The following is a 20,598-nucleotide window of genomic DNA, read 5'->3' on the forward strand; positions in this document are numbered from 1 at the left end:
CCGCTTGGCAGCATGGGGGCGTGGCCAACATCGCGACCGTCTTCGTCCGGGTCGAGCCGCGGCCCGGCGCCGAGGTGACCCCGGACGAGCTCTTCGGGCTGCTCATGCGCCCGGACCGGGGCTCCTACAACGTGCCGCTGTGGCACCGCGCCGGCGGCGGCCTCGTCGACCTGCAGTACGGCGCCCGCTGGACCGGCGTGGCGGCCGTCGACACCATCTGGGACGGGATCGGCGACCGGCTGCGTTCCGTCTGGGTCCGATACATGGACAGCGGCGCCGCCTACGACCAGATCGGGCACCGGACCGACGCCGCGCCCGGCGACGACCCTGAGTGGAGGAACTGCGAGTACTGGTACGACGAGATCCGCGCGGGGGAACAAGTGCTCGCCGAGGGTCTGCGCAGCCGCCGCGCCGAGAACCAGCGGGACGTGCTCGGCGATCTGCGGCTCGACAGCCCCACGACGCCGGCATCGGCCTACCCGCACGACGGCTGGCTCGGCCTGTGGCGCGACTTCGGCGTGCCCGGCCCGGCGACGGACGCGCTCGAGGCGCTGAAGCCGTCGCTGGACCGGGCCGAGCTGTGCTACCAGGGCCGGCCGGTCGAGGTCGCCCGTCGCGTCGGGCGCGGCGCCTGGGCGCGCTGGTCGCTCGACGACTGGGACAGCTGCGCCGACTTGGCTTACGTGGAGCACTTCGGCTGACGTTTGTGTCTGGAGCTGTCAACGGCGGATTAGAACCAGTCTCAAGCCGCCGTCGACAGGAGCGCTGCCAGCCGGCGGGTCGCGGCGGCTGGCAGCGCTCGAACTCAGGCAGCCGGCGCCAAGTACGTCACCGCCGGGCCGCAGTAGCTCGGCGGCAGGGTGACGACCGGGTTGCGGCAGACCTGCACGACGATGCGGCTCACCGGCTTCGTGCCGAGCCCGGCGGCCAGGGTGAAGCTGAAGCTGACCGTGCCGTTGTTAGCCGTGCGGCTCTGCTGGTCGGCCACGACCGTGCCGCTGTACGCGGTGAAGGTGACGGTGCTGGAGTACCCGTCGTCGGAGCAGACCGGGCCGGGATCGACCGGCAGCGGGCGGTCGGAGACCTTGCCGGAGACCGGGACGCCGCCGGCGGGCAGGGGAGAGGGCCCGACCGTCCAGGTCAGCGTGCCCGACGTGGAACCGTAGTGGCAGCTGTCGCCGGAGTTGGCGGCGAACGCCTGGCTGACCGTGGCCGCGTTCGCAGCGGTGGGCAAGGCCAGCGCGACGGCGGTCGCCGCGGCCCCGAGGACGATGATGGAGGTAAGTCGCTTCATATCGCCAATCTTCGATATTGCTAATCACCTTGGCAAGAGATTCTCAGCCCGGCAGCTCGCCCGCGCCGCGAGCGGAACAGGCGACGCGTCGAGCGGAACGCGGACGTACGGACCACCCCCGCATGCGCGGGGAGCACACTCCGGCGTTCAAGGACGAGCTGGCGCAGACCGGACCACCCCCGCGCACGCGGGGATGGTCCCGGACGAGGACTTTCGCTACTGCGAAAACTTCGGTGCTCCCCGCGCACGCGGGGATGGTCCCTCTCCGTGACGTAGTCACGGGTACTGTTGCCCGTGCTCCCCGCGCACGCGGGGATGGCCCCACCTCTGTCAGCGCGGCTGAGCCGCCCGGCTGGTGCTCCCCGCGCACGCGGGGATGGTCCCGAGGCGTGGCGGGACGGGGTCGTGCCCGGGTCGTGCTCCCCGCGCACGCGGGGGATGCTCCCAGGGCGAAGGACGGCGGCAACGCGGTCAATGAGTGCTCCCCGCGCACGCGGGGATGGTCCGGCACGGCGCCCCGGACCGGGGCGCCCCAACGGGTGCTCCCCGCGCACGCGGGGATGGTCCGGCACGGCGCCCCGGACCGGGGCGCCCCAACGGGTGCTCCCCGCGCACGCGGGGATGGTCCGACGATGGCGACCAGGAAGCAGGCGCCGAAGATGTGCTCCCTGCGCACGCGGGGATGGTCCGCTGGTCCGGCCTCGGTCGGGGTCCCAGATGACGTGCTCCCGCGCACGCGGGGGATGGTCCCAGCAGGATGCCGTGGTTCGTGGCGCTCGCCGTGTGCTCCCCGCGCACGCGGGATGGTCCCGTGAGTAAGGAATCCCACTGTGTCCCCGTATTGTGCTCGCCGCGCACGCGGGGATGATCCCTGGTTGGCGCCGAAGCCGGGGTCCTGGGGCTCGTGCTCCCTGCGCACGCGGGGATGGTCCCTTGATGGACTTCGACAACGCCGAGTCCGACTGGTGCTCCCCGCGCACGCGGGGATGGCCCGCGGGCCGCCACGGAGCAGGTGGCGGCCCCCTAGTGCTCCCCGCGCACGCCAGGGATGGTCCCGAGGGTTGGTTCTGATCGGCAAGCACAGCAGACTGCTGCCCGTGCACGCGGGAATGATCCCGCCGCCCCAGCTCAGACGGCGCTTGAACTGCTCCCCGCGCACGCGGGGATGGTCCCCGTTCGACGTGTTCGTCCACGATTCGCACGTCCTGCTCCCCGCCCACGCGGGGATGGTCCTCACGCTGGCCCGGCGTAGCCATGCGTACCGTGCTCCTTGCGCACGCGGGGATGTTCCCACGTAGGTGGGTCTTCCCGGCCGGCACGAAGACTGGCACGGCCAACGCGAGGACGATGACTGATGGTCCTGTCAATATCGACAATCGTGAAATTGGCAGCTTCTTGGCGAGGATCCTTCCCCGATGTGGGAACCGCAGGCGCCGTGGGCCGCTTCGTGGTACTGACGCTAGTCCACGAAGGCGCCCGCTCGGGCCGAGGCGATCGCGGCGCGGGCTGATTGGGCGGCGATGTGCGGGCCGGCGGAGGTCCGGAGCAGTATCAGTTCGTGGTAGAGCGGGGCGGTGGCGGCGACAAGCAGCCGGCGGGGGTCGGTGCGTGCCGGTATCTCGCCGCGGTCGGCGGCGCGCCGCACGATGACGGCGCAGCGCTGGTACCGGTCGGCCCAGAAGATCCGGAGGGCGTCCGCTGCCTGCTCGGACCGGAACGACGCGGCGATCAGCGCGGTGGTGATCGGCGGCTCGGTGGTCAGCGCGGCGTAGACCTCGCGGTTCACGGCGACGAGGTCGCCGTCGAGGGAACCGGTGTCGGGTGGGCGCCACCCGTCGTCGGTCGCCTCGGCAAGGACGTCGGCGAGCAGTCCGCCGACGTCACGCCAGCGCCGGTACACCGTGGTGCGGTGGACGCCCGACCGGTCGGCCACGGCGTCCATGTTGAGGGCGTCGTAACCGTGTTCGACCAGTTGGGTACGGACCGCGTCGAGCACGCGGCGGCGGATGTCCGCGCTGCGTCCGCCGGGGCGGCGGGGCGGGGCGTTGGAGAGATCGTTTGTCGGCCGCGGCGGGTTCATGGCACCATGTTATCGCTACATTCGTCGCTTTAAGGAGGGTCCCGTTGCCGCCCGCGTCCATTCAGCAGTACAGCGTGACCGACGCCGCCGGCGGACCGTACGCGATCACCACCGGCCCGGACGGCGCGCTCTGGTTCACCATGGTCCACAGCGGGCGGATCGGCCGGCTGCTCCCCGGCGGTGAGCCCACCAGCTACCAGCTCGATCCGGCGTGCGGGCCGACGATCATTGCCGCCGGCCCGGACGGCGCTTTGTGGTTCACCGAGTACCAGGCGCACCGCATCGGGCGGATCACCACCGATGGCGACCTCGATGAGTTCCCACTGCCGGCACATGGCTGCGGACCGTTCGGTGTCGCCGCGGGCCCCGACGATGCCCTGTGGTTCACCGAGACCGCCGCCGACCGCATCGGCCGGATCACCACCGACGGCCACGTCACCGAGTTCCCGCTCCCGGTGACCGGAGCGTTCCCGTCGGCCATCGCCGCCGGCTCCGACGGCGCAATGTGGTTCACCATGAACCAGGCCAACGCGATCGGGAGAATCGGCCTGGACGGCGCGATCACCGTCCATCCGATCCCGACCGAGGCCGCCGCACCGGTGGGCATCACCGCGGGCCCGGACGGCGCCCTCTGGTTCGTCGAGATCGCCGCCGGGCAGATCGGACGGATTGCCCCCGACGGCCAGATCACGGAGTTTCCGCTGCCGGACCGCGCGGCCCGGCCCCACGCCATCACCGCCGGCGGCGACGGCAACCTGTGGTTCACCGAGTGGGGCGGCAACCGCGTCGGCTCGATCGCCCCCTCCGGCGCTGTTGAGGAGCACGATCTGCCGACGCCGCGCTCGGAGCCGCACGGCATCACGCTCGGACCTGACGGCGCGCTGTGGACGGCACTGGAAATCGGTGTCCTCGCCCGCATCAGCGTCACCCGGAACCCGCGCTGACACGGCATTGAGCGGCTTCGGGGCGCATCAGGTGGTGGCGGCCCGGGCCCGGCGGCGTGCAACGATCGGAGCATGACGCTGGCAATGCTGGGTACGGGAATCATGGGCGCCGCCGTGGCGCGGAACTGGCTCAGGGCCGGCCAGGAGGTGCGGGTGTGGAACCGCACCCGGGCCAACGCCGAGCCGCTGGCCGAGGACGGGGCGTTCGTGGCGGACAGCGCGGCGGAGGCGGTCGCGGGGGCCGGCACCGTCGTCACCGTGCTGTTCGACGCCGATTCGGTGGAGTCGGTCATGCGGGCGGCCGCGCCCGGCCTGACCACGGGGGCGCTCTGGCTGCAGCTGAGCACCGTGGGCGCGGCCGGGGCGGACGCGCTCGGTCGTCTGGCCGAGGAGCTTGGCCTGGTGTACGTCGACGCCCCCGTCCTCGGCACCCGCGGCCCGGCCGAGCAGGGCAAGCTCAACGTGCTGGCCTCCGGGCCGCAGGAGGCGAAGGCGCGGGTCGAGGAGCCGGCCGGGCCGATCGCGGCCAAGGTGACGTGGTGCGGGGCGGCCGGGCGGGGGAGCCGGGTCAAGCTCGTCGTCAACAGCTGGGTGGTGACCAACGTGGCGGCGCTGGCGCAGAGCGTGGCGCTCGCGGACGCGCTCGGGGTGGACTTCCTGTCGCTCATTGAGGGCGGGCCGCTCGACATGGGCTACGCCCACATGAAGACGCCGCTGATGCTCGGGCGGGAGTATCCGGCGGCGTTCCCGGTCGAGGGGGCGGCCAAGGACGCGGGGCTCGTGGCGGAGCTGGCCGGGATGCTCGGGGTCGACTCGTCCATTGTGGACACGGCCCGGGCGGCGTTCGAGGCGGCGGCCGCGCGCGGGTTCGGGGGCGAGGACATCGCGGCCGTGTACGAGGCCGTGCGCGCGCCCAAGTGACGCTCGGCCGTCTGACGCTCAGCCGTCGCCGGGTGCTCGCGCTCGGCGGGGCGGCGGCGGTGCTGGCCGGGTGCGGGCCGCGGCGGCGGGCCCCGTTGCCGGCGGTCCCCTCGGTCCAGCCGTCGCCGGTCAGCCAGGCATGGTCGATCCCGGTCGGGTTGCCGGCGCCGTGGAAGGAGCCGCCGGTCACCCGGTTCGACGCCGGGCTGCGGGCGGCGGTCGGGCGGTACCTGCGGCCGACGCCCGAGCGTCCCGAGCACCCGATGTACCCGGGCGCGGTCGCGTTCGCGGCCGTCGACGGGCGGGTGGCGGCGCACTTCGCGGTCGGGGACGCGGTGCGGTACGGGGCGGACAAGGCGGAGCTGCCCGCGGGCGCGCGGGTGCCGGCCCGGACGGACACGATGTACGACCTGGCGTCGCTGACCAAGGTGTTCACGGCGGTGCTGGCGCTGCGGCTCGTGGAGCGGGGGCGGCTGGAGCTGGACGCGCCGGCGTCGCGGTACCTGGCGGCGTTCGCGGACAAGCCCGGGATCACGGTGCGGATGCTGCTCACCCACACGTCCGGGCTGTCCAAGGACACGCCGCTGGCCGGGGAGACGCCGGCCGGGCGGCTCGAGCACGTGCTGCGGGAGCCGCCCGTCGCGCCGCCGGGCTCCGGTTTCCTGTACGCCGACCAGAACTTCATCGCCCTCGGCGCGATCGTCGCCGAGCTGGCCGGCGAGCGGCTCGACATGCTGGTGCGCAGGGAGATTGCGGCGCCGCTCGGTATGGCCGACACCGGTTTCATCCCTCCGGGCGCGCTGCTGCCCCGGATCGCGGCGACCGAGGGCGCGCTGCGCGGCAGCGTTCACGACCCGTCGGCGGCCGCGTTCGGCGGGGTGTCCGGCCACGCGGGCCTGTTCTCGACCGCGTCCGACGTGGCGCTGTTCGGGCGGGCGCTGCTGGACGGCGGCGGGGCGCTGCTGCGGCCGGCAACGGTGGAGCTCATGCGGACCAATGCCAACGCCCGGTTCGGGCCGGCGGCCGCGCACGGGCTCGGCGTCGACGTCGACCAGGCGTGGTACATGGGTCGGCTGGCCGGGCACGGCGCCTTCGGGCACACCGGCTTCACCGGCACGTCGATCGTCATCGACCCGCGGCGCAAGGCGATCCTGGTGCTGCTGACCAACCGGGTCCATCCGGACGCGGCCTGGGGCAACAACAACCCGGCCCGCAAGGCGGCCGCCGACGCGCTGGCCGGCTGAGCCCGCGCCGGCCTGGCGGGCCCGGGCGTGGGTGGACGCCCGGGCCGCTGCGCCCTGTCGGGTCGTGGCTGGGTGAGCCGCGCTCAGGCGTCGCCGCGGGAACGTCGCCGCGCGACCCGCTGCATGGCGATGCCGAGGCCGATCGTGGCGACCCCGGCCACGGCGAGGGTGCCGACGGTCTGGCCGCTGGTGCCGCCGGTGACCGGCAGGCTGGAGGACGACGGGGTGGGCGTCACCGTGTGGGACGGCGACTGCGACGGGGACTTGGACGGCGACTGCGACGGGGACTTGGACGGGGACTTCGACGGGGACTTGGAAGGCGACTTCGTCGGCGTCTTGGACGGGGACATCGTGGGAGTTCTGGTCGGAGTCTTCGTCGGTTTGTGGTCGTCCCACGTCCACGTCCACGTCGGGTCGGTCTGCGCCGCGTTGGCCGGCGGCTGGGCCGACCAGGCGGCCAGGGCACCCGGCCCGAAGACAAGGCACACGGCGCAGCCGGCCGTGGCGAACACAATTTTCCAGGTGGCTTTCGACATGGAAAACAGCCAAGCGGTGACGCAGGTGTCCAGGCGTTCACATTGGAGGGCGAAGAATCGGCGGGTGCCGCCTCACCCTTCCGGTGGCAGGACGGGGGCCATGACGACGGTCCATGTGCGGACCGTTACGGCGAGGAGGCCGGACCGTACCGACTCGTCGTCCTGCTCGGCCAGACGGTGGGCCTCCTCCAGGGTCGGCGCGGCCAGGATGGTGATGCCCTCGCCCTCGCGGGTGTCCGTGTCCTCCAGCGGGCCGGCGGCGACGAGGGTGCCGTCCTCGGCCCGGCGCCGCAGGAACGCCAGGTGCTCGGCGAAGAGGGGCTGATCCATGGGGCGTACGCCGGGCTCGGCGGACGGGCCCGGGCGGTGGTGCAGGACGAACCAGAGGCGGGGACGCGTCATGCGTCTCAGGATCGCACCGGGGGCGGCGCGGTGGAGGAGCGCACGACGAGTTCGGTGGCCAGCTCGACGTGCAGGGCGTCGAGCTCGTGCTGCTCCAGGAGGCGGACCAGGAGCGAGACCGCCATCCGGCCCATTTCCTGCAGCGGCTGGCGGACCGTGGTCAGGCCGGTGGCCCGGGCCAGGTCCAGGTCGTCGAAGCCGGTGATGGAGAGGTCGTCCGGCACCGTCAGGCCGCGCTCGGCGGCGGCCTGCAGCGCGCCGACCGCGGCCTTGTCGTTGAAGCAGACGAGGGCGGTCGGGGGCGCCGGGAGGTCGAGCAGTTCGCCGGCGGCGTGGTGGCCCTCGTCGGTGGTCGGTTCGACGCTGCGCAGCAGCTCGCCGGCGGGTAGCACGCCGACGTCGGCGAGGGCGGCGTTGTGGCCGGCCAGGCGGGCGTCGCTGGCCAGCCATTCGGTCGGGCCGCCGATCACGCCGATGCGGCGGTGGCCGAGCTCGACCAGGTGCCCGGTGAGGCGGCGGGCACCGGCGAAGTGGGCGGCGGAGACGGAGACGATGTCGCGGGGCAGGGTGGTGCGGGGGTCGACGACGACGAAGGGCATCCGGCGCCGCTGCAGCTCGACGAGGTCGTCGCCGGGCTCGGGCGGCAGGATGACGATGACGCCGGTGAGGCCCTCGCGGCCGTCGAGGTCGGCGAGCAGCGGCGTGCGCTGGGCGGCCTCGCCGGCGGTGAGGACGAGCTGGCGGCCGTGCAGCGTGAGGGTCTCGGCGATCGAGGAGACGATGAGGCCGAAGTAGTCGGTCAGCATGTACGGGCAGCGCACGAAGACGGTGCCGCCCTTGGGCTTGCCGCTCAGGCCGATCCGGGCGCGCAGCCGCTCGGCCGCCTCGCGGACCAGTGCCCGGGTGGCGGGGGTGACCGCGTGGTGGTCGTTGAGCGCGCGCGAGACGGTGGCGATCGACATGCCGGTCTCGGCGGCGATGTCGCGCACCGTGACGCGCCGGTGGCCGGCCATCGTCACACCCCCCGTTCCATGATCAAGAGCATAGGGCTTCTCTAAAGACTCTTGACAGTCAAACCAAGCGGCGGTTTGCTGATGCCCTACGATGTTACAGTACGTTTCATTTGTTACATCGTGTATGGCGTCCCGCGCGGGCGCCCAGAAACGCCCGGGTCCCGGACGGCGACGGTGGGGTGGTCGTCCGGGACCCGGTCGCTAGATTGGGTCCGTGCTGTTCATGGTGATCGAGCGCTTCCGCGGCGGGCAGGCCCGGCCGGTCTACGAGCGGGCCCGGGAGCAGGGCCGGATGCTGCCCGAGGGATTGCGGTACGTCGACAGCTGGGTCTCCGCCGACTGCACCCGCTGCTTCCAGCTCATGGAGTGCGCGGACGTCACCGCGCTGATGGCGTGGGTCGCCCGCTGGAGCGACCTCGTCGACTTCGAGATCGTTCCGGTCGCCCCGTCGGCGCAGGCGTCCCCGCTGCTGTCCTGATCGAGCGGTACCGCGGCCACTCCAGCTCCAGCGTCCCGCCCACGGCGAGGGCCGACCAGCGCTCGTGCGCCGCGCGCAGCGCCGCCGCGGCCTTGCCGAGCTGTTCGACCGTCAGCGGCATGGCCGGCGCCTGCGCCGCGAACCGCGCCAGGTCCGTTTCCGGCAGCTCGGCCGCGCGCTCGCACAGGCCGCCGATGTGCTCGGCCCGCTGCAGCAGCTCGCGGTGCTCGCGGATCAGCTCCTTGGACCGCTCGGCGGCGTGCGGCGGGCGGCGGCCCGAGACGTGGTGCATGCTGCGGAAGACCACCCCGCCCGCGATCGAGCCCCAGATCCCGTCCGGGATGCGCAGGGCGTCCTCGACGGTGTAGTGGACCAGGTCGTGCGGCGTCGCACCGGTGATCGGGCCGGTGTTCATGTGGTAGACGACGCCGTCGTCGCGCGCGATGGCCACGTGACCCCACTCGTGGTCGGCGAACCGGATGAACGTGACCCGCATCCACTCACCATGAACCCGTCGACGGCCCGGTTCAACCGATTAACCCGGCCGAAACGCCCCTGCCGGACCATTGGCGGCATGGTCGACGAACGCGCGCAGCTCGAGGTGGCCACGCTCGGCGAGTGCCGGATCGACTCGCCGCTTTCGGCGCTGCTGCGCCGGCAGGGCACCACGCAGCACTACGTCGACGAGGCCGACCGGGTGCTGCTCGACGACACGGTCTCGCTGCTGGCCGCCCGGGGCGTCCCGGTCGCCGAGCTGCCCGGGTTCGAGCCCGGCGGCCCCCGGTCGAAGATCTACTTCGACCCGTCGAAGACCCGCGTCGGGATCGTCACCTGCGGCGGCCTCTGCCCGGGACTGAACGACGTCATCCGGGCCCTGGTGCTGGAGCTGACCAACCACTACGGGGTCCGGCGGATTTTCGGGTTCCGCAACGGGTACCAGGGGCTGACCGCCCGCTACGCCCGCCCGGTGGTGGACCTCGACCCCGAGGCGGTGTCCGGCATCAACGAGTACGGCGGCACGATCCTCGGCACCTCGCGGGGCAACCAGGACCCGAACGAGATCGTGGACTGCCTGGAGCAGCTCAGCGTGAACGTCCTGTTCGTCATCGGCGGCGACGGCTCGATGCGCGGCGCCTTGCGCATCGCCGAGGTGGTGGCCGAGCGGGGCCTGCGGATCGCGGTCGTCGGGGTGCCGAAGACCATCGACAACGACATCCCGTACATCGAGCGGTCCTTCGGCTTCCAGACCGCCTTCGCCAAGGCGACCGAGGCGATCCGGGCCGCGCACGTGGAGGCCAAGGCGTTCCCCAACGGCATCGGCCTGGTCCAGCTGATGGGCCGGCACTCCGGCTTCATCGCCTGCTACGCGGCGCTGGCCAACAACGACGCCGACTACGTGCTCATCCCCGAGGTGCCGTTCGCGCTCGACGGCCCGGGCGGGTTCCTCGAGCACCTGCGCCGCCGGGTCGTCGACCGCGGGCACGCGATGGTGGTCGTGGCCGAGGGCGCCGGCCAGGAGTACCTGTCGGCCAAGGGCGTGGACGCGTCGGGCAACGTACGGCTGGAGGACTTCGGGCGGTACCTGCGCGGGCGGATCGCCGAGCACTTCGCCGCCGCCGGGGTCGAGGCCAACCTGAAGTACATCGACCCGAGCTACACCATCCGCAGCGTCCCCGCCGATCCGTACGACAGCGTCTACTGCATCCGCCTGGCCCACGCCGCCGTGCACGCCGCGATGGCCGGGCGCACCGAGATGGTCGTGGGCCGCTGGCGGGGCCGGTTCGTGCACGTCCCGATCTCCCTGGCCATCAGCTCCCGCAACCTCGTCGACCCCGACGGCGACCTGTGGCTGTCGGTCCTGGAGGCCACCGGCCAGCCGCCCGTCTTCGCCTGAGCCGCTTCAGCGCAGCTGGACATCGATGCGGCGCTCGCGCAAGAGGTCGAGCAGATCGTCGAAGGTGACGGCGGGGCGCAGGATGCGGCGGTCGTAGGCGGGGACCAGGTGACGGCGGGCGACGTCGCTGTCGTGCCAGACGAGGGTCCACGGTGGAACGACACCCCAGCGGCCCCTCAGGCAGTCGTCCACCGCGCCGAGGTTCCAGCCGAAGTAGCCTCCCGGGCCGTTCACCGCCTCGCCCAGGGCGCAGTAGAAGCCGCCCAGGTCGGTGACGAAGCGGCCGTCCAGGTGGAAGGTCCGGCCCGCCGGGAGGTCCGGGTGGCGGATCCGGAACATCAGGTACGGCCACCGCGTCCGGGTGGCGTCGTCGTACCGGGCCCACTGGTTGCGCTCCTGCGGTCCGCCGGACGCCCAGAGCTCCCACACCTCGGCGAGCTGCACCGGCGAGGGTTCGCTCGTGCGGTACGGCCGGATGATGAGATCGGATCCCTGGACCGCTTCGACGTCGCCGTGCAAGAGGTCCCAGTGGCTCTCGACACCCGCCGCGCTCACCGGCTTGACCAGGACGCGGCGGCCGGGCGCCAATGGGTCCGCCGTCGGTGCGAAGTCGTGCAGGATCACCGGGCCCCAGGCCGGGAGGTGGCGGTCGCGGAAGACGCCGACCGGGTCGCGGCAGGTGCCCAGCGGTTCGCCGGCGCTCAGCTCCAGGCGGCACGCGCGGCCGAGTTTCGGCGCCCGGGTGTCCTGGTCGAGGTACGGTACGCCCTCGAGGTCGATGTCGAGCAGGCCGTCTCCGGCGGGTGAGGGGCGGTGGCCGGTGACGACGACGTCGAGCAGCTCCTGGCCGTCGACGGAGTTCGACGGCTCGACCCAGACGTTGCCCAGCCAGGCCGGGCCGTCCAGCGCGGCCCGCAACGGACCGGCGGGGTCGCAGCCGGCGAAGGTGTACCGCTCGCGGCCCGGCAGCGAGCGCTCGCCCACGAACACGCCCTCGATGCCGTCGCCCGCGCCGAGCCGGCGCTCCTCGTCCTGCTCGCCCCAGCCGGCCTGGACGACGTACCGCATGCCGCCATCGTAAGCTTCGCCCGGGAGGTCATGCGGTGTCCGAAACGGTCATGCTGGCGGTGTCGGCCGTCATCGCGGAGCCCCGGCTGCGCGAGTTCCTGGAGTCGCCGGTCAAGCCGGCCGCGGACTGGCCCGAGCGGGACTGGGCCGGCCTGCTCGCCGCCATGCCGGACCAGAGCCGGGACGAGCTGCCCGGCGCCATCGCGGAGTGCGACGGCTGGCTCGGCGGCGACTACGCGGCCGTCCTGCGCGAGCTGCAGGACGAGGACGAGCTCACGCTGCGCTACGACAAGGCCACCGGGTCGCTCGTCCTCGACTTCGCCGGCCGCGTCGACTTCCGGCTGCCGTCGCTGGTCTGGGCGTGCACGATCGCGCGCGGCCTCGCCGGATACATGGACGGCGAGGACCGTGGCGTCGCGACCGTCACCACCGACTGGAACGGCGACGAGATCGTCCTGCGCCTGACGCCGGGCCGCTCGGAGTTCCGCCGGGACCCCGAGGCCCGCGCGGAGGAGATCGACATCCGCGCCGCGGCGGAGGAGGACTGGCCGCTCTAGCGGTTGCAACCGGTACCCGGGTACAGGTTTACCGTTGGGCCGTGATGCGCAGCGGAGAGGTCGCGGAGCAGGCCGGCGTCAACATCCAGACGCTGCGGTACTACGAACGCCGCGGCCTGCTCGCCGAGCCCACCCGCTCGCTCGGCGGCCACCGCCTCTACCCGCCGGACACGGTCGAGCTGCTGCACGCCATCAAGGCGGCCCAGCGGCTCGGCTTCACCCTCGACGAGGTGGCCGAGCTGCTCGACACCGGCCGCCGGCGGCACCCGACCCCGGACCTGCGCGAGCGCGCGCTGGCCAAGATCGCCGAGGTCGACGCGAAGATCGCCGACCTGACCGCGATCCGCGGTGCGCTGAGCGACGTCGTCGACGCGCGCTGCGACACCCTCGTCGGCTGCACCTGCCCCGACTGCCCCATGCCGCTGCTCACCATCGGCCGTGGAACGCCTCCCGGGGGTGAGCCGGCCCCTGATGGCCTGCCGGGTGTGTCCACGAGGTGCTGAGGGACGGCACGTGACGGCATGATGGGATCATGACCGTTCGCGCCGGGGTGCTGCGTGTGGCCGGCCTCGTCGCGTTGCTCGCGCTGCTCGTGGCGGCCGCCTTCCTCGTCGGGGTGCCCGACCCGCAACAGCTGCGCAGCAACGTCCTCGCGCTCGGCTGGTGGGCGCCGGTGGCCTTCGGCGCGCTCTACGCCGCGGTGTCGCTGTCGCCGTTGCCGAAGACCATCTTCACCCTGGCCGCCGGGGCCCTGTTCGGCCTGGCCGCAGGCGTCGTCATCGTCGTCGCCGGGGCGCTGCTCGGCGCGGTGGCCGCGTTGTACCTCGGCCGGCTGCTCGGCCGCGACACCGTGCGGTGGTTGACCGGGGGGCGTCTCGACCGCCTGGACGCGCTGCTGACGGGCCACGGCATGCGCGCGATCGTGGTCACCCGGCTCATCCCGATCGTGCCGTTCACCGCGGTCAACTACCTCGCCGGGCTCACCTCGGTACGGATGCGCCACTTCATCGCCGGCACGGCGATCGGCATCCTGCCGACCACCACCGCCTACGTCACGGTCGGCGCCTACGGCCGGCAGCCCGGCGCGTGGCCGCTCTGGGCGGCGCTGGCCACGCTGCTGGTGCTCACCGTCGGTGGCCTGGCCGCCGAGCGGTACCGTCGCCGCCGTACCAGGGGGGCGTCCTGACCGGCGTCATGCCGCTCCGGGCAGGGCATGGAACTCGTCGAGCAGCGGCTTCATCCCTTCGCCCATCGCCACCTGGGTGAGTAGGACTCCTACGGTGCCGTCGGGGTCGACGAAGAAGTTGGTGCCCAGCCCGCCGGACCACCCGTAGCGGCCGGCCCGCGCGCCCTCGGTGTCGATGCCGACGCCGAAGCCCCAGCCCGTGCCGTCCCAGAAGCCCGGGAAGAAGCTGTCCGGCGTCTTCGCGGCGGCCGGCACCTGGTCGCTGGTCATCATCCCGAGGTGCTCCTCCGACACGATCTGCCGCCCCTCGAACCGGCCGCCGTCGGCCAGCATCCGGGCGAAGCGGGTGTAGTCGCGGGCCGTCGAGACGAGCTCGCCGTGGCTGACGTCGAACGGTGGCGGCCCGGCGTAGAAGCCACCGGCGGCCGGTTCGATTTCGGCCAGGCCGGCGTCGGCGTGCCGGTAGCCGGCGGGTAGCCGGTCGGCGCTGCCCGCGGGCGCCCACAGTCCGGTGTCGTGGAGGCCGAGGGGTCCGAGCAGGTCGTCGGCCAGGTGATCCTGCAGTGGCCGGCCGGCCACCCGGGCGATCAGGATGCCGAGGATGCCGAAGGAGTGGTGGTAGCGCCAGCCCTCGCCCGGCTGGAAGGCCAGGGGGAGGGCCGCCAGCCGCGCGAGCCACTCGTCGGCCCCGAACGGCACGGGGTCGACGTCGGCGTCGAGTTCGCTGCCGGCCATCGCCCGCTGCAGCGCAGACTCCGTCACCACGATGCCGTAGCCGGACGTGCAGGTCAGCAGGTGCCGCAGCGTGATCGGCCGGACGGCCGGTGACGTGTCGGCGAGGTCGGCGGTGGGACCGTTGAGCACCTGCCGATCCGCCAGTTCGGGCAGCCACCGTTGCACCGGCTCGTCGAGTCCCAGGCGCCCGGCCTCGACCAGGCGCAGGGCCGCGACCGCCGTGACCGCCTTGGTCATCGACATGATGCGCATGATCGCGTCGGCGCGCATCGGCGCACCGCCGACGGACATCGCGCCGGCGGTCACGATCCCGGGCTCCGCCGTGCCGAGGCTCGCGACGGCGCCGGGGACGGTGCCACTCGCGACGTGCCGCTCGAGCAGGTCCTGCAACGCACGCGTCATTCCTCGACATCCCCCTCCACGCATCCGGTCGTCCCAGCTTGCCCGGTCGTCGAGGCCCGTGTCACGCGGTCACGCTCGGCGGTCTAGCTATTCAGTGTTGCCAAGTACCGGTAGTCGGCAATACTATGTACCGGTAGTCAACGTCACTGAGTAGTTGAAGGTATCCATGGGCAAGCAGGCGACCGAGATGCTCAAGGGAATCCTGGAGGGGATCGTCCTGGCGGTCCTGTCCGGCCGCCCCGCATACGGCTACGAAATCACGGCGTGGCTGCGGGACCAGGGCTTCGCCGACATCGCCGAGGGCACCGTCTACGCGCTGCTGGTCAGGGTCGAGCAGCGCGGTCTGGTCGACGTGGAGAAGGTTCCGTCGGAGAAGGGCCCGCCACGCAAGGTCTACTCCCTCAACGCGCAGGGCCGGGAATACCTCGAAGAGTTCTGGAAGACGTGGAGCTTCCTCGCGCAGCGACTGGAACAGCTCCGTGAAGGAGGCAGATGACGATGTACGACGAAGAAAGCGACAGCCTCATCTCGAGGGCCATCCTGAAGCTGATCGGCCCGAAGAGGCGGTGGCGGGCGTACAAGGCGCGCGTGCGGGCGCTCCCCGAGAACTACCGCACGACGGTCGAGGCGATCGAGCGGTACCTGATGCACTTCGGCGCGATGGACGCGGACAGCGCCCAGTCGTTGTTCGAGGACGTCGCCGACCTGTTCGAGCGGGCGGCGGCGGACGGCACGCCGATCCGCGACATCGTCGGGGACGACCCGGTGGAGTTCGTCGAGGCGTTGATCGCGAACTACGAGAAGGGCGGGTACGTGGCCCGGGAGCGCAATCGCCTGTCGCGCGCCATCGAGCGCGCCGCCGGGGAGGACCACACCACCGAAGAAGACAAGGGGACGAGCTGATGCCGGCGCCGGCGATCCACGTACAGGGCCTGCGGAAGTCGTTCAAGGACCTGGAGGTATTGCGCGGCGTGGACTTCGACGTCGCGGCCGGCAGTATCTTCGCCCTGCTCGGCTCCAACGGCGCGGGCAAGACCACGGTCATCAGAATCCTGGCCACCCTGCTCAAGGCCGACGCCGGCACGGCGAGCGTCAACGGCTTCGACGTCGCCGAGCAGCCGGGGAAGGTACGGGAGTCCTTCAGCCTCACCGGGCAGTTCGCGGCGGTGGACGAGATCCTCAGCGGCCGGGAGAACCTCGTGCTGGTCGCCCGGCTGCGGCATCTCGAGAACCCCGGCGCGGTCGCAGACACGCTGCTGGAGCGCTTCGCGTTGACCGACGCGGCGGGGCGGAAGGTGTCGACGTACTCGGGGGGCATGCGCCGGCGCCTGGACATCGCGATGAGCCTGATCGGCAACCCACCGGTCATCTTCCTCGACGAGCCCACCACGGGACTGGACCCGCAGGCGCGCATCGACGTGTGGCAGACCGTCAAGGAACTGACCAGGCACGGCACGACAGTGCTGCTGACCACGCAGTACCTGGACGAGGCCGAACAGCTCGCGGATCGGATCGCGATCCTGCACCAGGGCCGCATCATCGTGAACGGCACCCTCGACGAGCTCAAGAAGCTGCTCCCGCCGGCGAAGGCCGAGTACGTCGAGAAGCAGCCGACCCTGGAGGACGTCTTCTTCGCCCTCGTCGGCGACGCGGACCAGGGCGGCAGCGCCCCCGACGCCATGTTGAAGCAGGGATGAGCATGAACAAGCACTTCTTCGATGACACCGCCGTCCTCACCGGACGCTCCCTGAAGCACGTCACCCGAAGCGTGGACACCATCATCACGACCGCGATCACACCGGTCGCCATCATGCTGCTGTTCGTCTACGTGCTGGGCGGCGCGATCAACACCGGAACCACGCAGTCCTACGTGAGCTACCAGCTGCCCGGCGTCCTGCTGATCACGATCGCCTCGGGCATCTCCTACACCGCGTTCCGGCTCTTCACCGACATGCAGGCCGGAATCTTCGAGCGGTTCCAGTCCATGCCGATCGCCCGGTCCGGCGTGCTGTGGGCACACGTGCTCACCTCGCTGGTCGCCAACCTCATCTCGCTCGTCATCGTCGTGGGCGTCGCCCTCATCATGGGCCTGCGCACACCGGCGAACGTCGGGGCGTGGCTCGCGGTAGCCGGCATCCTGCTCCTGTTCACGCTCGCGCTGACATGGGTCGCCGTCATCCCCGGTCTCACCGCGAAGACCGTCGCGGGCGCGAGCGCGTTCTCCTATCCGCTGATCTTCCTGCCGTTCATCAGCTCGGCGTTCGTGCCCACCGCCTCCATGCCCGGGCCGGTGCGCTGGTTCGCCGAGAACCAGCCGGTCACCCCGATCGTCGACGCGATCCGCCACCTGTTCACCGGCCAGCCGGTCGGCACGGACATCTGGACCGCCCTCGCGTGGTGCGTCGGGATCCTCGTCGTCGGCTTCGCCTTCTCGATGGTCATCTACCGCCGCAAGATCTCATAGCCTGTTGGAACGCGGTCGCTGCCACCTATCGGGGCGTTGCGACTTCTGCCGGCGGGACCTGGCCGGCCGGGTCGACGTTGTCGCTGTCGCCGGGGCCGTGGTGAGCCGGCGCGCCCGGAACGACCCGGACCTGACCATCGCGGTCCTCGATCCGCACAGCCACGCCGCGAACGTCGGCGCGCCGGACCGGCCCGATGAAGCGCGAGTCGTTCGCGGCGGCGCGGTTGTCACCGAGGAGGAAGATCATGCGATCCGGCACCGTGGACATGGGGAACGGGTCGGTCACCGTCGCGCCGAGGTACGGCTCCGGCACGGCGGTGCCGTTGACGACGACCGCCTCGCACCGCCCGGTCGGGCCCGCCGGGCAAGCGACCGTGTCGCCGGAGAGGGCGACGACCCGCATCATGGCGTCGTACGTGCGACCGTCACGAGCGAGGTGCACGACGACGACGTCTCCGCGGGCGGGTGCCAGGCTCTTGTCGAGCACGACGCGCTCGCCCACCTGGATGGTGGGCATCATGGCGGCGCTCGGCTGGATGACGGTCACGTAGTCGCTGCGGCCGAGCAGGGTGGCCGCCGCCAGCGTGGTCAGCACCACGAGACCACCGCCGACGCCGGCCGTCACCTTGCCCAGGCGCCGCGCGCGCCGCTGGCGGCCAGCGCGGTCGAGGACGATCCGGGCCAGGTCGGGCCGGGCCCGCACCGCCGGCGCGGCGGCCGCCGCCAGTCTGCGCAGTTCCTCGGCCGGCCCTTGCGGCGAGGGCAGAGTCGTATTCATTTCGCTGTCTCCTCAACGCCGGGCAAGGGAGGATTCCAGGGCAGTGCGGACCTTCAGGAGGCCGCGGGCGAGGTTGCTCTTGACCGTTCCTGGCGAGCACCCCATCAGGGCCGCGGTCTCGGCCTCACTGAGTCCGTCGATGACGCGGAGCACGACCGTCACCCGCTGTTTCGGAGGAAGGCCGGCGAGGATCTGGTCGAGATGCGCCCGGGCCACGATCGCCTCGGCGTGATCCGGCCCGGCGTTCGGCAGGTCGGGGTCGGCCTCCACGGGGACGGGAACGAGATAGCTGCGCCGGCCGCGGTCCTTGGCGAGGTTCACCAGCGTGGCCCGGACGTATGCCTCCGGGGACGCCAGATGCCTCGACCAGTGCCTGGTCAACCGCAGCAGGGCGATCTGCAGGACATCCTCGGCCTCGGCGGCGTCCGGCACGAGCAACCGCGCGAACCGCAGCAACCGGTCCCCGTGGGCCTGCACGAACTCCGCGAAGTCCCGCTCCTCTGACGGTGTCACACCTACCAGAACGAGATCCGCTCCGCAGGCGTTGCATGGGGGATCAGGTGAGTTGCTGGCCGGCCGGCGACGGAAGGCCCCGCTTGCCGCGGGGCCTTCCGGAGGAACTCAGCGGGTGAGTGCGCGGCGGGCGCGGACGGCGGCGGCGAGGTCGTCGAGCAGTGTCTCCGTGGTGTCCCACGACATGCAGGCGTCGGTGACGCTCTGGCCGTAGGTCAGCTCACCCCCGAGGTCCTGGCGCCCGGCCACCAGGAAGCTCTCCAGCATTACCCCGGCGATGCCGTCCTGGCCGGCGGCCAGTTGCTCGGCCACCTCGCGGGCGACGGTGGCCTGGCGGACGTGGTCCTTGCCGCTGTTGCCGTGGCTCGCGTCGATGATGAGGCGCTGCGGCATCTGGGCCTTCTCCAGGCGGGCGAGGGCGTCGGCGACGTCGCCGGGGCCGTAGTTCGGGCCCGAACGGGCGCCGCGCAGGATGATGTGGCAGTCGGGGTTGCCGGCGGTGGAGACGACCGCGGCGCGGCCGTCCTCGTCGACGCCGAAGAAGACGTGGCGGCTCGCGGCGGTGCGGCAGCCGTCGATGGCCACCTGGACGTCGCCGTCGGTGCCGTTCTTGAAGCCGACCGGCATGGACAGGCCCGACGCGAGCTGGCGGTGCACCTGGCTCTCCGGCGTCCGGGCGCCGATCGCGCCCCAGGAGACGGCGTCGGCGATGTACTGCGGGCTCGTCGGCTCGAGGAACTCGCACCCCACCGGCAGCCCGAGGCCGAGCACGTCGAGCAGCAGGCGGCGGGCCAGGCGCAGGCCGCGGGGCACGTCGAACGTCTCGTCCAGCCCCGGGTCGTTGATCAGGCCCTTCCAGCCGACGGTGGTGCGGGGCTTCTCGAAGTACACCCGCATGACGATGGAAAGGTCGGCGGACAGTCGCTGGGCGGTCACCGCGAGGCGCCGCGCGTAGTCGACCGCCGCCACGGGATCGTGGACCGAACAGGCGCCGACGACCACGAGGAGCCGGTCGTCGGCGCCGGTGACGATGCCATGGACCTCGTCGCGGCCGCGCTCGACGACGGCGGCGCGCTCGTCGTCCATGGGTAGCTCGGCGGTGAGCTCCCGCGGCGTGACCAGTGGCGCGTAGCCGGTGACCCGAAGATTGCTGGTGCTGTGCATGACCCGTCTCCTTGGGCTCCCAGGGGGAGGCGGGCCCGGTCTTCACCAGCCCCGCCGTATGACACGACGAAGGGCAGAGACCGAGGTCTCTGCCCTTGCTGGCTCCGGGTGAACTAGGTCAGCGCAACGTGCCGCCGGCTCCACCCGGAGCCACGGTAAACGCCCGATAACCGAAATTCACGCCGCCACTGTACCGCATGAGCCCACCCGCCCGGACGTGACGCACACAACGCCGTGGGCGTGAGAGGTTCACGTGGCTGCCGGGGACCACTTCGGGCCGAGGTTGTCGATCTCCAGCACCGACAGCAGCACCGCCCACTCCTCGAAGCCGGTCCGCAGCTCGCACGCCGCCGCCGCGCCCGGCCACAGCACGTCGGCCTCGCCCAGCACCACCTGTGGCAGCGCCACCACGCTCGGCTGCGGCAGCAGGCTCTTCACGTTGCCGGCCACGATGTTGAGCAGCTCACCGGCGGCGTCCACGATGTCCTCGAGGCGCACGCCGGCGGTCGGCAGCTCCAGCATCGCCGCCGCCATGGCCGCCATCCCGTCGAGGCGGCAGCGCAGGACGACGTGCCCGTGCCACTCCCCGGCGATCGCCACCGCGCCGGTGACGTCGAACGGCTCGGCGTACGCGGCGGCGGGCAGCTCGGCCGGCGTGGTGCCGCCGAGGTACGCGGTCCACACCTGCCACACGATGCCCTGCAGCTGCTCGCCGGTGACGGCCCCGCCCTCGAGGTCAGCCCGCATCGTGCTCCCTTCGCCCGCCCGCCGACAGGCCAGATCGGCCGCGCCCGCGCCGCCTTGAGCATTTGCCCGCGCGAACTCGACCAAGCGCTCCCGCGCCCCGCGCTCCCGCGCCCCGCGCTCCCGCGCCCCGCGCTCCCGCGCCCCGCGCTCCCGCGCCCCGGCGCCCCGCGCCCCCGCG

Annotated in this window: 25 protein-coding genes; 13 read left to right on the forward strand and 12 right to left on the reverse strand. The window is 72.3% G+C overall.

Annotated elements, in window-relative coordinates; all coding sequences use genetic code 11:
* Positions 1 to 20: 20 nt before the first annotated feature.
* Positions 21 to 701, forward strand: coding sequence for a hypothetical protein (locus ABD352_RS46540; RefSeq protein ID WP_344619047.1), 681 nt, complete (start codon positions 21 to 23; stop codon positions 699 to 701).
* Between the two features lie 104 nt (positions 702 to 805).
* On the opposite strand, the gene ABD352_RS46545 is transcribed toward ABD352_RS46540, so the two are convergent.
* On the reverse strand, positions 806 to 1,294 hold the full coding sequence (locus ABD352_RS46545) for a hypothetical protein (protein ID WP_344619048.1): 489 nt from the start codon (positions 1,292 to 1,294) through the stop codon (positions 806 to 808).
* Positions 1,295 to 2,753: 1,459 nt separating this feature from the next.
* Entirely contained in the window at positions 2,754 to 3,290 is a 537-nt protein-coding gene (locus tag ABD352_RS46550; RefSeq protein WP_344619072.1) for a TetR/AcrR family transcriptional regulator, read from the reverse strand.
* Between the two features lie 62 nt (positions 3,291 to 3,352).
* On the opposite strand from ABD352_RS46550, the gene ABD352_RS46555 reads away from it, so the two are divergent.
* The 3 genes from ABD352_RS46555 to ABD352_RS46565 all read left to right on the forward strand — a co-directional run bounded on the left by ABD352_RS46555 (position 3,353) and on the right by ABD352_RS46565 (position 6,483).
* The gene (locus tag ABD352_RS46555) at positions 3,353 to 4,318 is read left to right on the forward strand and encodes a Vgb family protein (protein WP_344619049.1); all 966 of its coding nucleotides are present in this window, start codon (positions 3,353 to 3,355) and stop codon (positions 4,316 to 4,318) included.
* Between the two features lie 72 nt (positions 4,319 to 4,390).
* Positions 4,391 to 5,239: an NAD(P)-dependent oxidoreductase gene (locus ABD352_RS46560; protein ID WP_344619050.1), complete on the forward strand. Its 849-nt coding sequence runs from the start codon at positions 4,391 to 4,393 to the stop codon at positions 5,237 to 5,239.
* Positions 5,236 to 6,483, forward strand: a complete 1,248-nt coding sequence (locus ABD352_RS46565; protein ID WP_344619051.1) for a serine hydrolase domain-containing protein — start codon at positions 5,236 to 5,238, stop codon at positions 6,481 to 6,483. The genes ABD352_RS46560 and ABD352_RS46565 overlap by 4 nt, the downstream gene beginning before the upstream one ends.
* Before the next feature lie 83 nt (positions 6,484 to 6,566).
* On the opposite strand, the gene ABD352_RS46570 is transcribed toward ABD352_RS46565, so the two are convergent.
* From ABD352_RS46570 to ABD352_RS46580, 3 genes are all read right to left on the reverse strand, one after another.
* Positions 6,567 to 7,019, reverse strand: coding sequence for a hypothetical protein (locus tag ABD352_RS46570; protein ID WP_344619052.1), 453 nt, complete (start codon positions 7,017 to 7,019; stop codon positions 6,567 to 6,569).
* Between the two features lie 72 nt (positions 7,020 to 7,091).
* A complete protein-coding gene (locus ABD352_RS46575) occupies positions 7,092 to 7,421 on the reverse strand; it encodes a YciI family protein (RefSeq protein WP_344619053.1) in 330 nt (109 codons plus the stop codon).
* A 5-nt stretch (positions 7,422 to 7,426) separates the two neighbouring features.
* Positions 7,427 to 8,434 (reverse strand): LacI family DNA-binding transcriptional regulator, encoded by a 1,008-nt coding sequence (locus ABD352_RS46580; RefSeq protein ID WP_344619054.1) that lies wholly within the window; start codon positions 8,432 to 8,434, stop codon positions 7,427 to 7,429.
* A gap of 223 nt (positions 8,435 to 8,657) precedes the next feature.
* Between ABD352_RS46580 and ABD352_RS46585 the strand changes: the two genes are divergently transcribed.
* Entirely contained in the window at positions 8,658 to 8,912 is a 255-nt protein-coding gene (locus ABD352_RS46585; protein ID WP_344619073.1) for a DUF3303 domain-containing protein, read from the forward strand.
* Here the strand turns inward: ABD352_RS46585 and ABD352_RS46590 are convergent.
* A complete protein-coding gene (locus ABD352_RS46590) occupies positions 8,812 to 9,408 on the reverse strand; it encodes a serine/threonine-protein kinase (RefSeq protein WP_344619055.1) in 597 nt (198 codons plus the stop codon). The genes ABD352_RS46585 and ABD352_RS46590 overlap by 101 nt on opposite strands.
* A gap of 78 nt (positions 9,409 to 9,486) precedes the next feature.
* Here ABD352_RS46590 and ABD352_RS46595 point away from each other — a divergent pair, with 78 nt between their 5' ends.
* Positions 9,487 to 10,806 (forward strand): ATP-dependent 6-phosphofructokinase, encoded by a 1,320-nt coding sequence (locus tag ABD352_RS46595; RefSeq protein ID WP_344619056.1) that lies wholly within the window; start codon positions 9,487 to 9,489, stop codon positions 10,804 to 10,806.
* A gap of 6 nt (positions 10,807 to 10,812) precedes the next feature.
* On the opposite strand, the gene ABD352_RS46600 is transcribed toward ABD352_RS46595, so the two are convergent.
* Positions 10,813 to 11,874: a barstar family protein gene (locus ABD352_RS46600; RefSeq protein WP_344619057.1), complete on the reverse strand. Its 1,062-nt coding sequence runs from the start codon at positions 11,872 to 11,874 to the stop codon at positions 10,813 to 10,815.
* A gap of 35 nt (positions 11,875 to 11,909) precedes the next feature.
* On the opposite strand from ABD352_RS46600, the gene ABD352_RS46605 reads away from it, so the two are divergent.
* Genes ABD352_RS46605 through ABD352_RS46615 form a run of 3 tightly spaced genes read left to right on the forward strand, consistent with a single transcriptional unit; the run spans position 11,910 to position 13,617 of the window.
* Positions 11,910 to 12,431 carry a hypothetical protein gene (locus ABD352_RS46605; RefSeq protein WP_344619058.1) on the forward strand — a complete coding sequence of 174 codons (522 nt, stop codon included), beginning with the start codon at positions 11,910 to 11,912 and terminating at the stop codon, positions 12,429 to 12,431.
* 44 nt (positions 12,432 to 12,475) lie between these two features.
* Positions 12,476 to 12,934: a MerR family transcriptional regulator gene (locus ABD352_RS46610; RefSeq protein WP_344619074.1), complete on the forward strand. Its 459-nt coding sequence runs from the start codon at positions 12,476 to 12,478 to the stop codon at positions 12,932 to 12,934.
* A 29-nt stretch (positions 12,935 to 12,963) separates the two neighbouring features.
* Positions 12,964 to 13,617 carry a TVP38/TMEM64 family protein gene (locus tag ABD352_RS46615; protein WP_344619059.1) on the forward strand — a complete coding sequence of 218 codons (654 nt, stop codon included), beginning with the start codon at positions 12,964 to 12,966 and terminating at the stop codon, positions 13,615 to 13,617.
* A gap of 6 nt (positions 13,618 to 13,623) precedes the next feature.
* On the opposite strand, the gene ABD352_RS46620 is transcribed toward ABD352_RS46615, so the two are convergent.
* On the reverse strand, positions 13,624 to 14,754 hold the full coding sequence (locus ABD352_RS46620; RefSeq protein WP_344619060.1) for a serine hydrolase domain-containing protein: 1,131 nt from the start codon (positions 14,752 to 14,754) through the stop codon (positions 13,624 to 13,626).
* 166 nt (positions 14,755 to 14,920) lie between these two features.
* On the opposite strand from ABD352_RS46620, the gene ABD352_RS46625 reads away from it, so the two are divergent.
* From ABD352_RS46625 to ABD352_RS46640, 4 genes are read left to right on the forward strand one after another with little or no spacing between them, the layout of a single operon-like run.
* Positions 14,921 to 15,250, forward strand: a complete 330-nt coding sequence (locus ABD352_RS46625; protein WP_344619061.1) for a PadR family transcriptional regulator — start codon at positions 14,921 to 14,923, stop codon at positions 15,248 to 15,250.
* Positions 15,251 to 15,252: 2 nt separating this feature from the next.
* On the forward strand, positions 15,253 to 15,657 hold the full coding sequence (locus ABD352_RS46630; protein WP_344619062.1) for a DUF1048 domain-containing protein: 405 nt from the start codon (positions 15,253 to 15,255) through the stop codon (positions 15,655 to 15,657).
* Positions 15,657 to 16,451, forward strand: coding sequence for an ABC transporter ATP-binding protein (locus ABD352_RS46635; RefSeq protein ID WP_344619063.1), 795 nt, complete (start codon positions 15,657 to 15,659; stop codon positions 16,449 to 16,451). The genes ABD352_RS46630 and ABD352_RS46635 overlap by 1 nt, the downstream gene beginning before the upstream one ends.
* A gap of 2 nt (positions 16,452 to 16,453) precedes the next feature.
* Positions 16,454 to 17,218, forward strand: coding sequence for an ABC transporter permease (locus tag ABD352_RS46640; RefSeq protein ID WP_344619064.1), 765 nt, complete (start codon positions 16,454 to 16,456; stop codon positions 17,216 to 17,218).
* A gap of 25 nt (positions 17,219 to 17,243) precedes the next feature.
* Here the strand turns inward: ABD352_RS46640 and lepB are convergent, their stop codons facing one another.
* The 4 genes from lepB to ABD352_RS46660 form a co-directional block, all read right to left on the reverse strand.
* On the reverse strand, positions 17,244 to 17,996 hold the full coding sequence (gene lepB, locus ABD352_RS46645) for a signal peptidase I (RefSeq protein ID WP_344619065.1): 753 nt from the start codon (positions 17,994 to 17,996) through the stop codon (positions 17,244 to 17,246).
* Between the two features lie 12 nt (positions 17,997 to 18,008).
* Positions 18,009 to 18,509 carry a SigE family RNA polymerase sigma factor gene (locus tag ABD352_RS46650; protein ID WP_344619066.1) on the reverse strand — a complete coding sequence of 167 codons (501 nt, stop codon included), beginning with the start codon at positions 18,507 to 18,509 and terminating at the stop codon, positions 18,009 to 18,011.
* Between the two features lie 108 nt (positions 18,510 to 18,617).
* The gene (locus ABD352_RS46655) at positions 18,618 to 19,673 is read right to left on the reverse strand and encodes a 3-deoxy-7-phosphoheptulonate synthase (RefSeq protein ID WP_344619067.1); all 1,056 of its coding nucleotides are present in this window, start codon (positions 19,671 to 19,673) and stop codon (positions 18,618 to 18,620) included.
* 249 nt (positions 19,674 to 19,922) lie between these two features.
* Positions 19,923 to 20,598: chemotaxis protein CheX (locus tag ABD352_RS46660; protein ID WP_344619068.1), on the reverse strand; the 676-nt coding region annotated here is incomplete at its 5' end.

The organism is Dactylosporangium salmoneum (genome assembly GCF_039532525.1).
Taxonomy (GTDB): domain Bacteria; phylum Actinomycetota; class Actinomycetes; order Mycobacteriales; family Micromonosporaceae; genus Dactylosporangium; species Dactylosporangium salmoneum.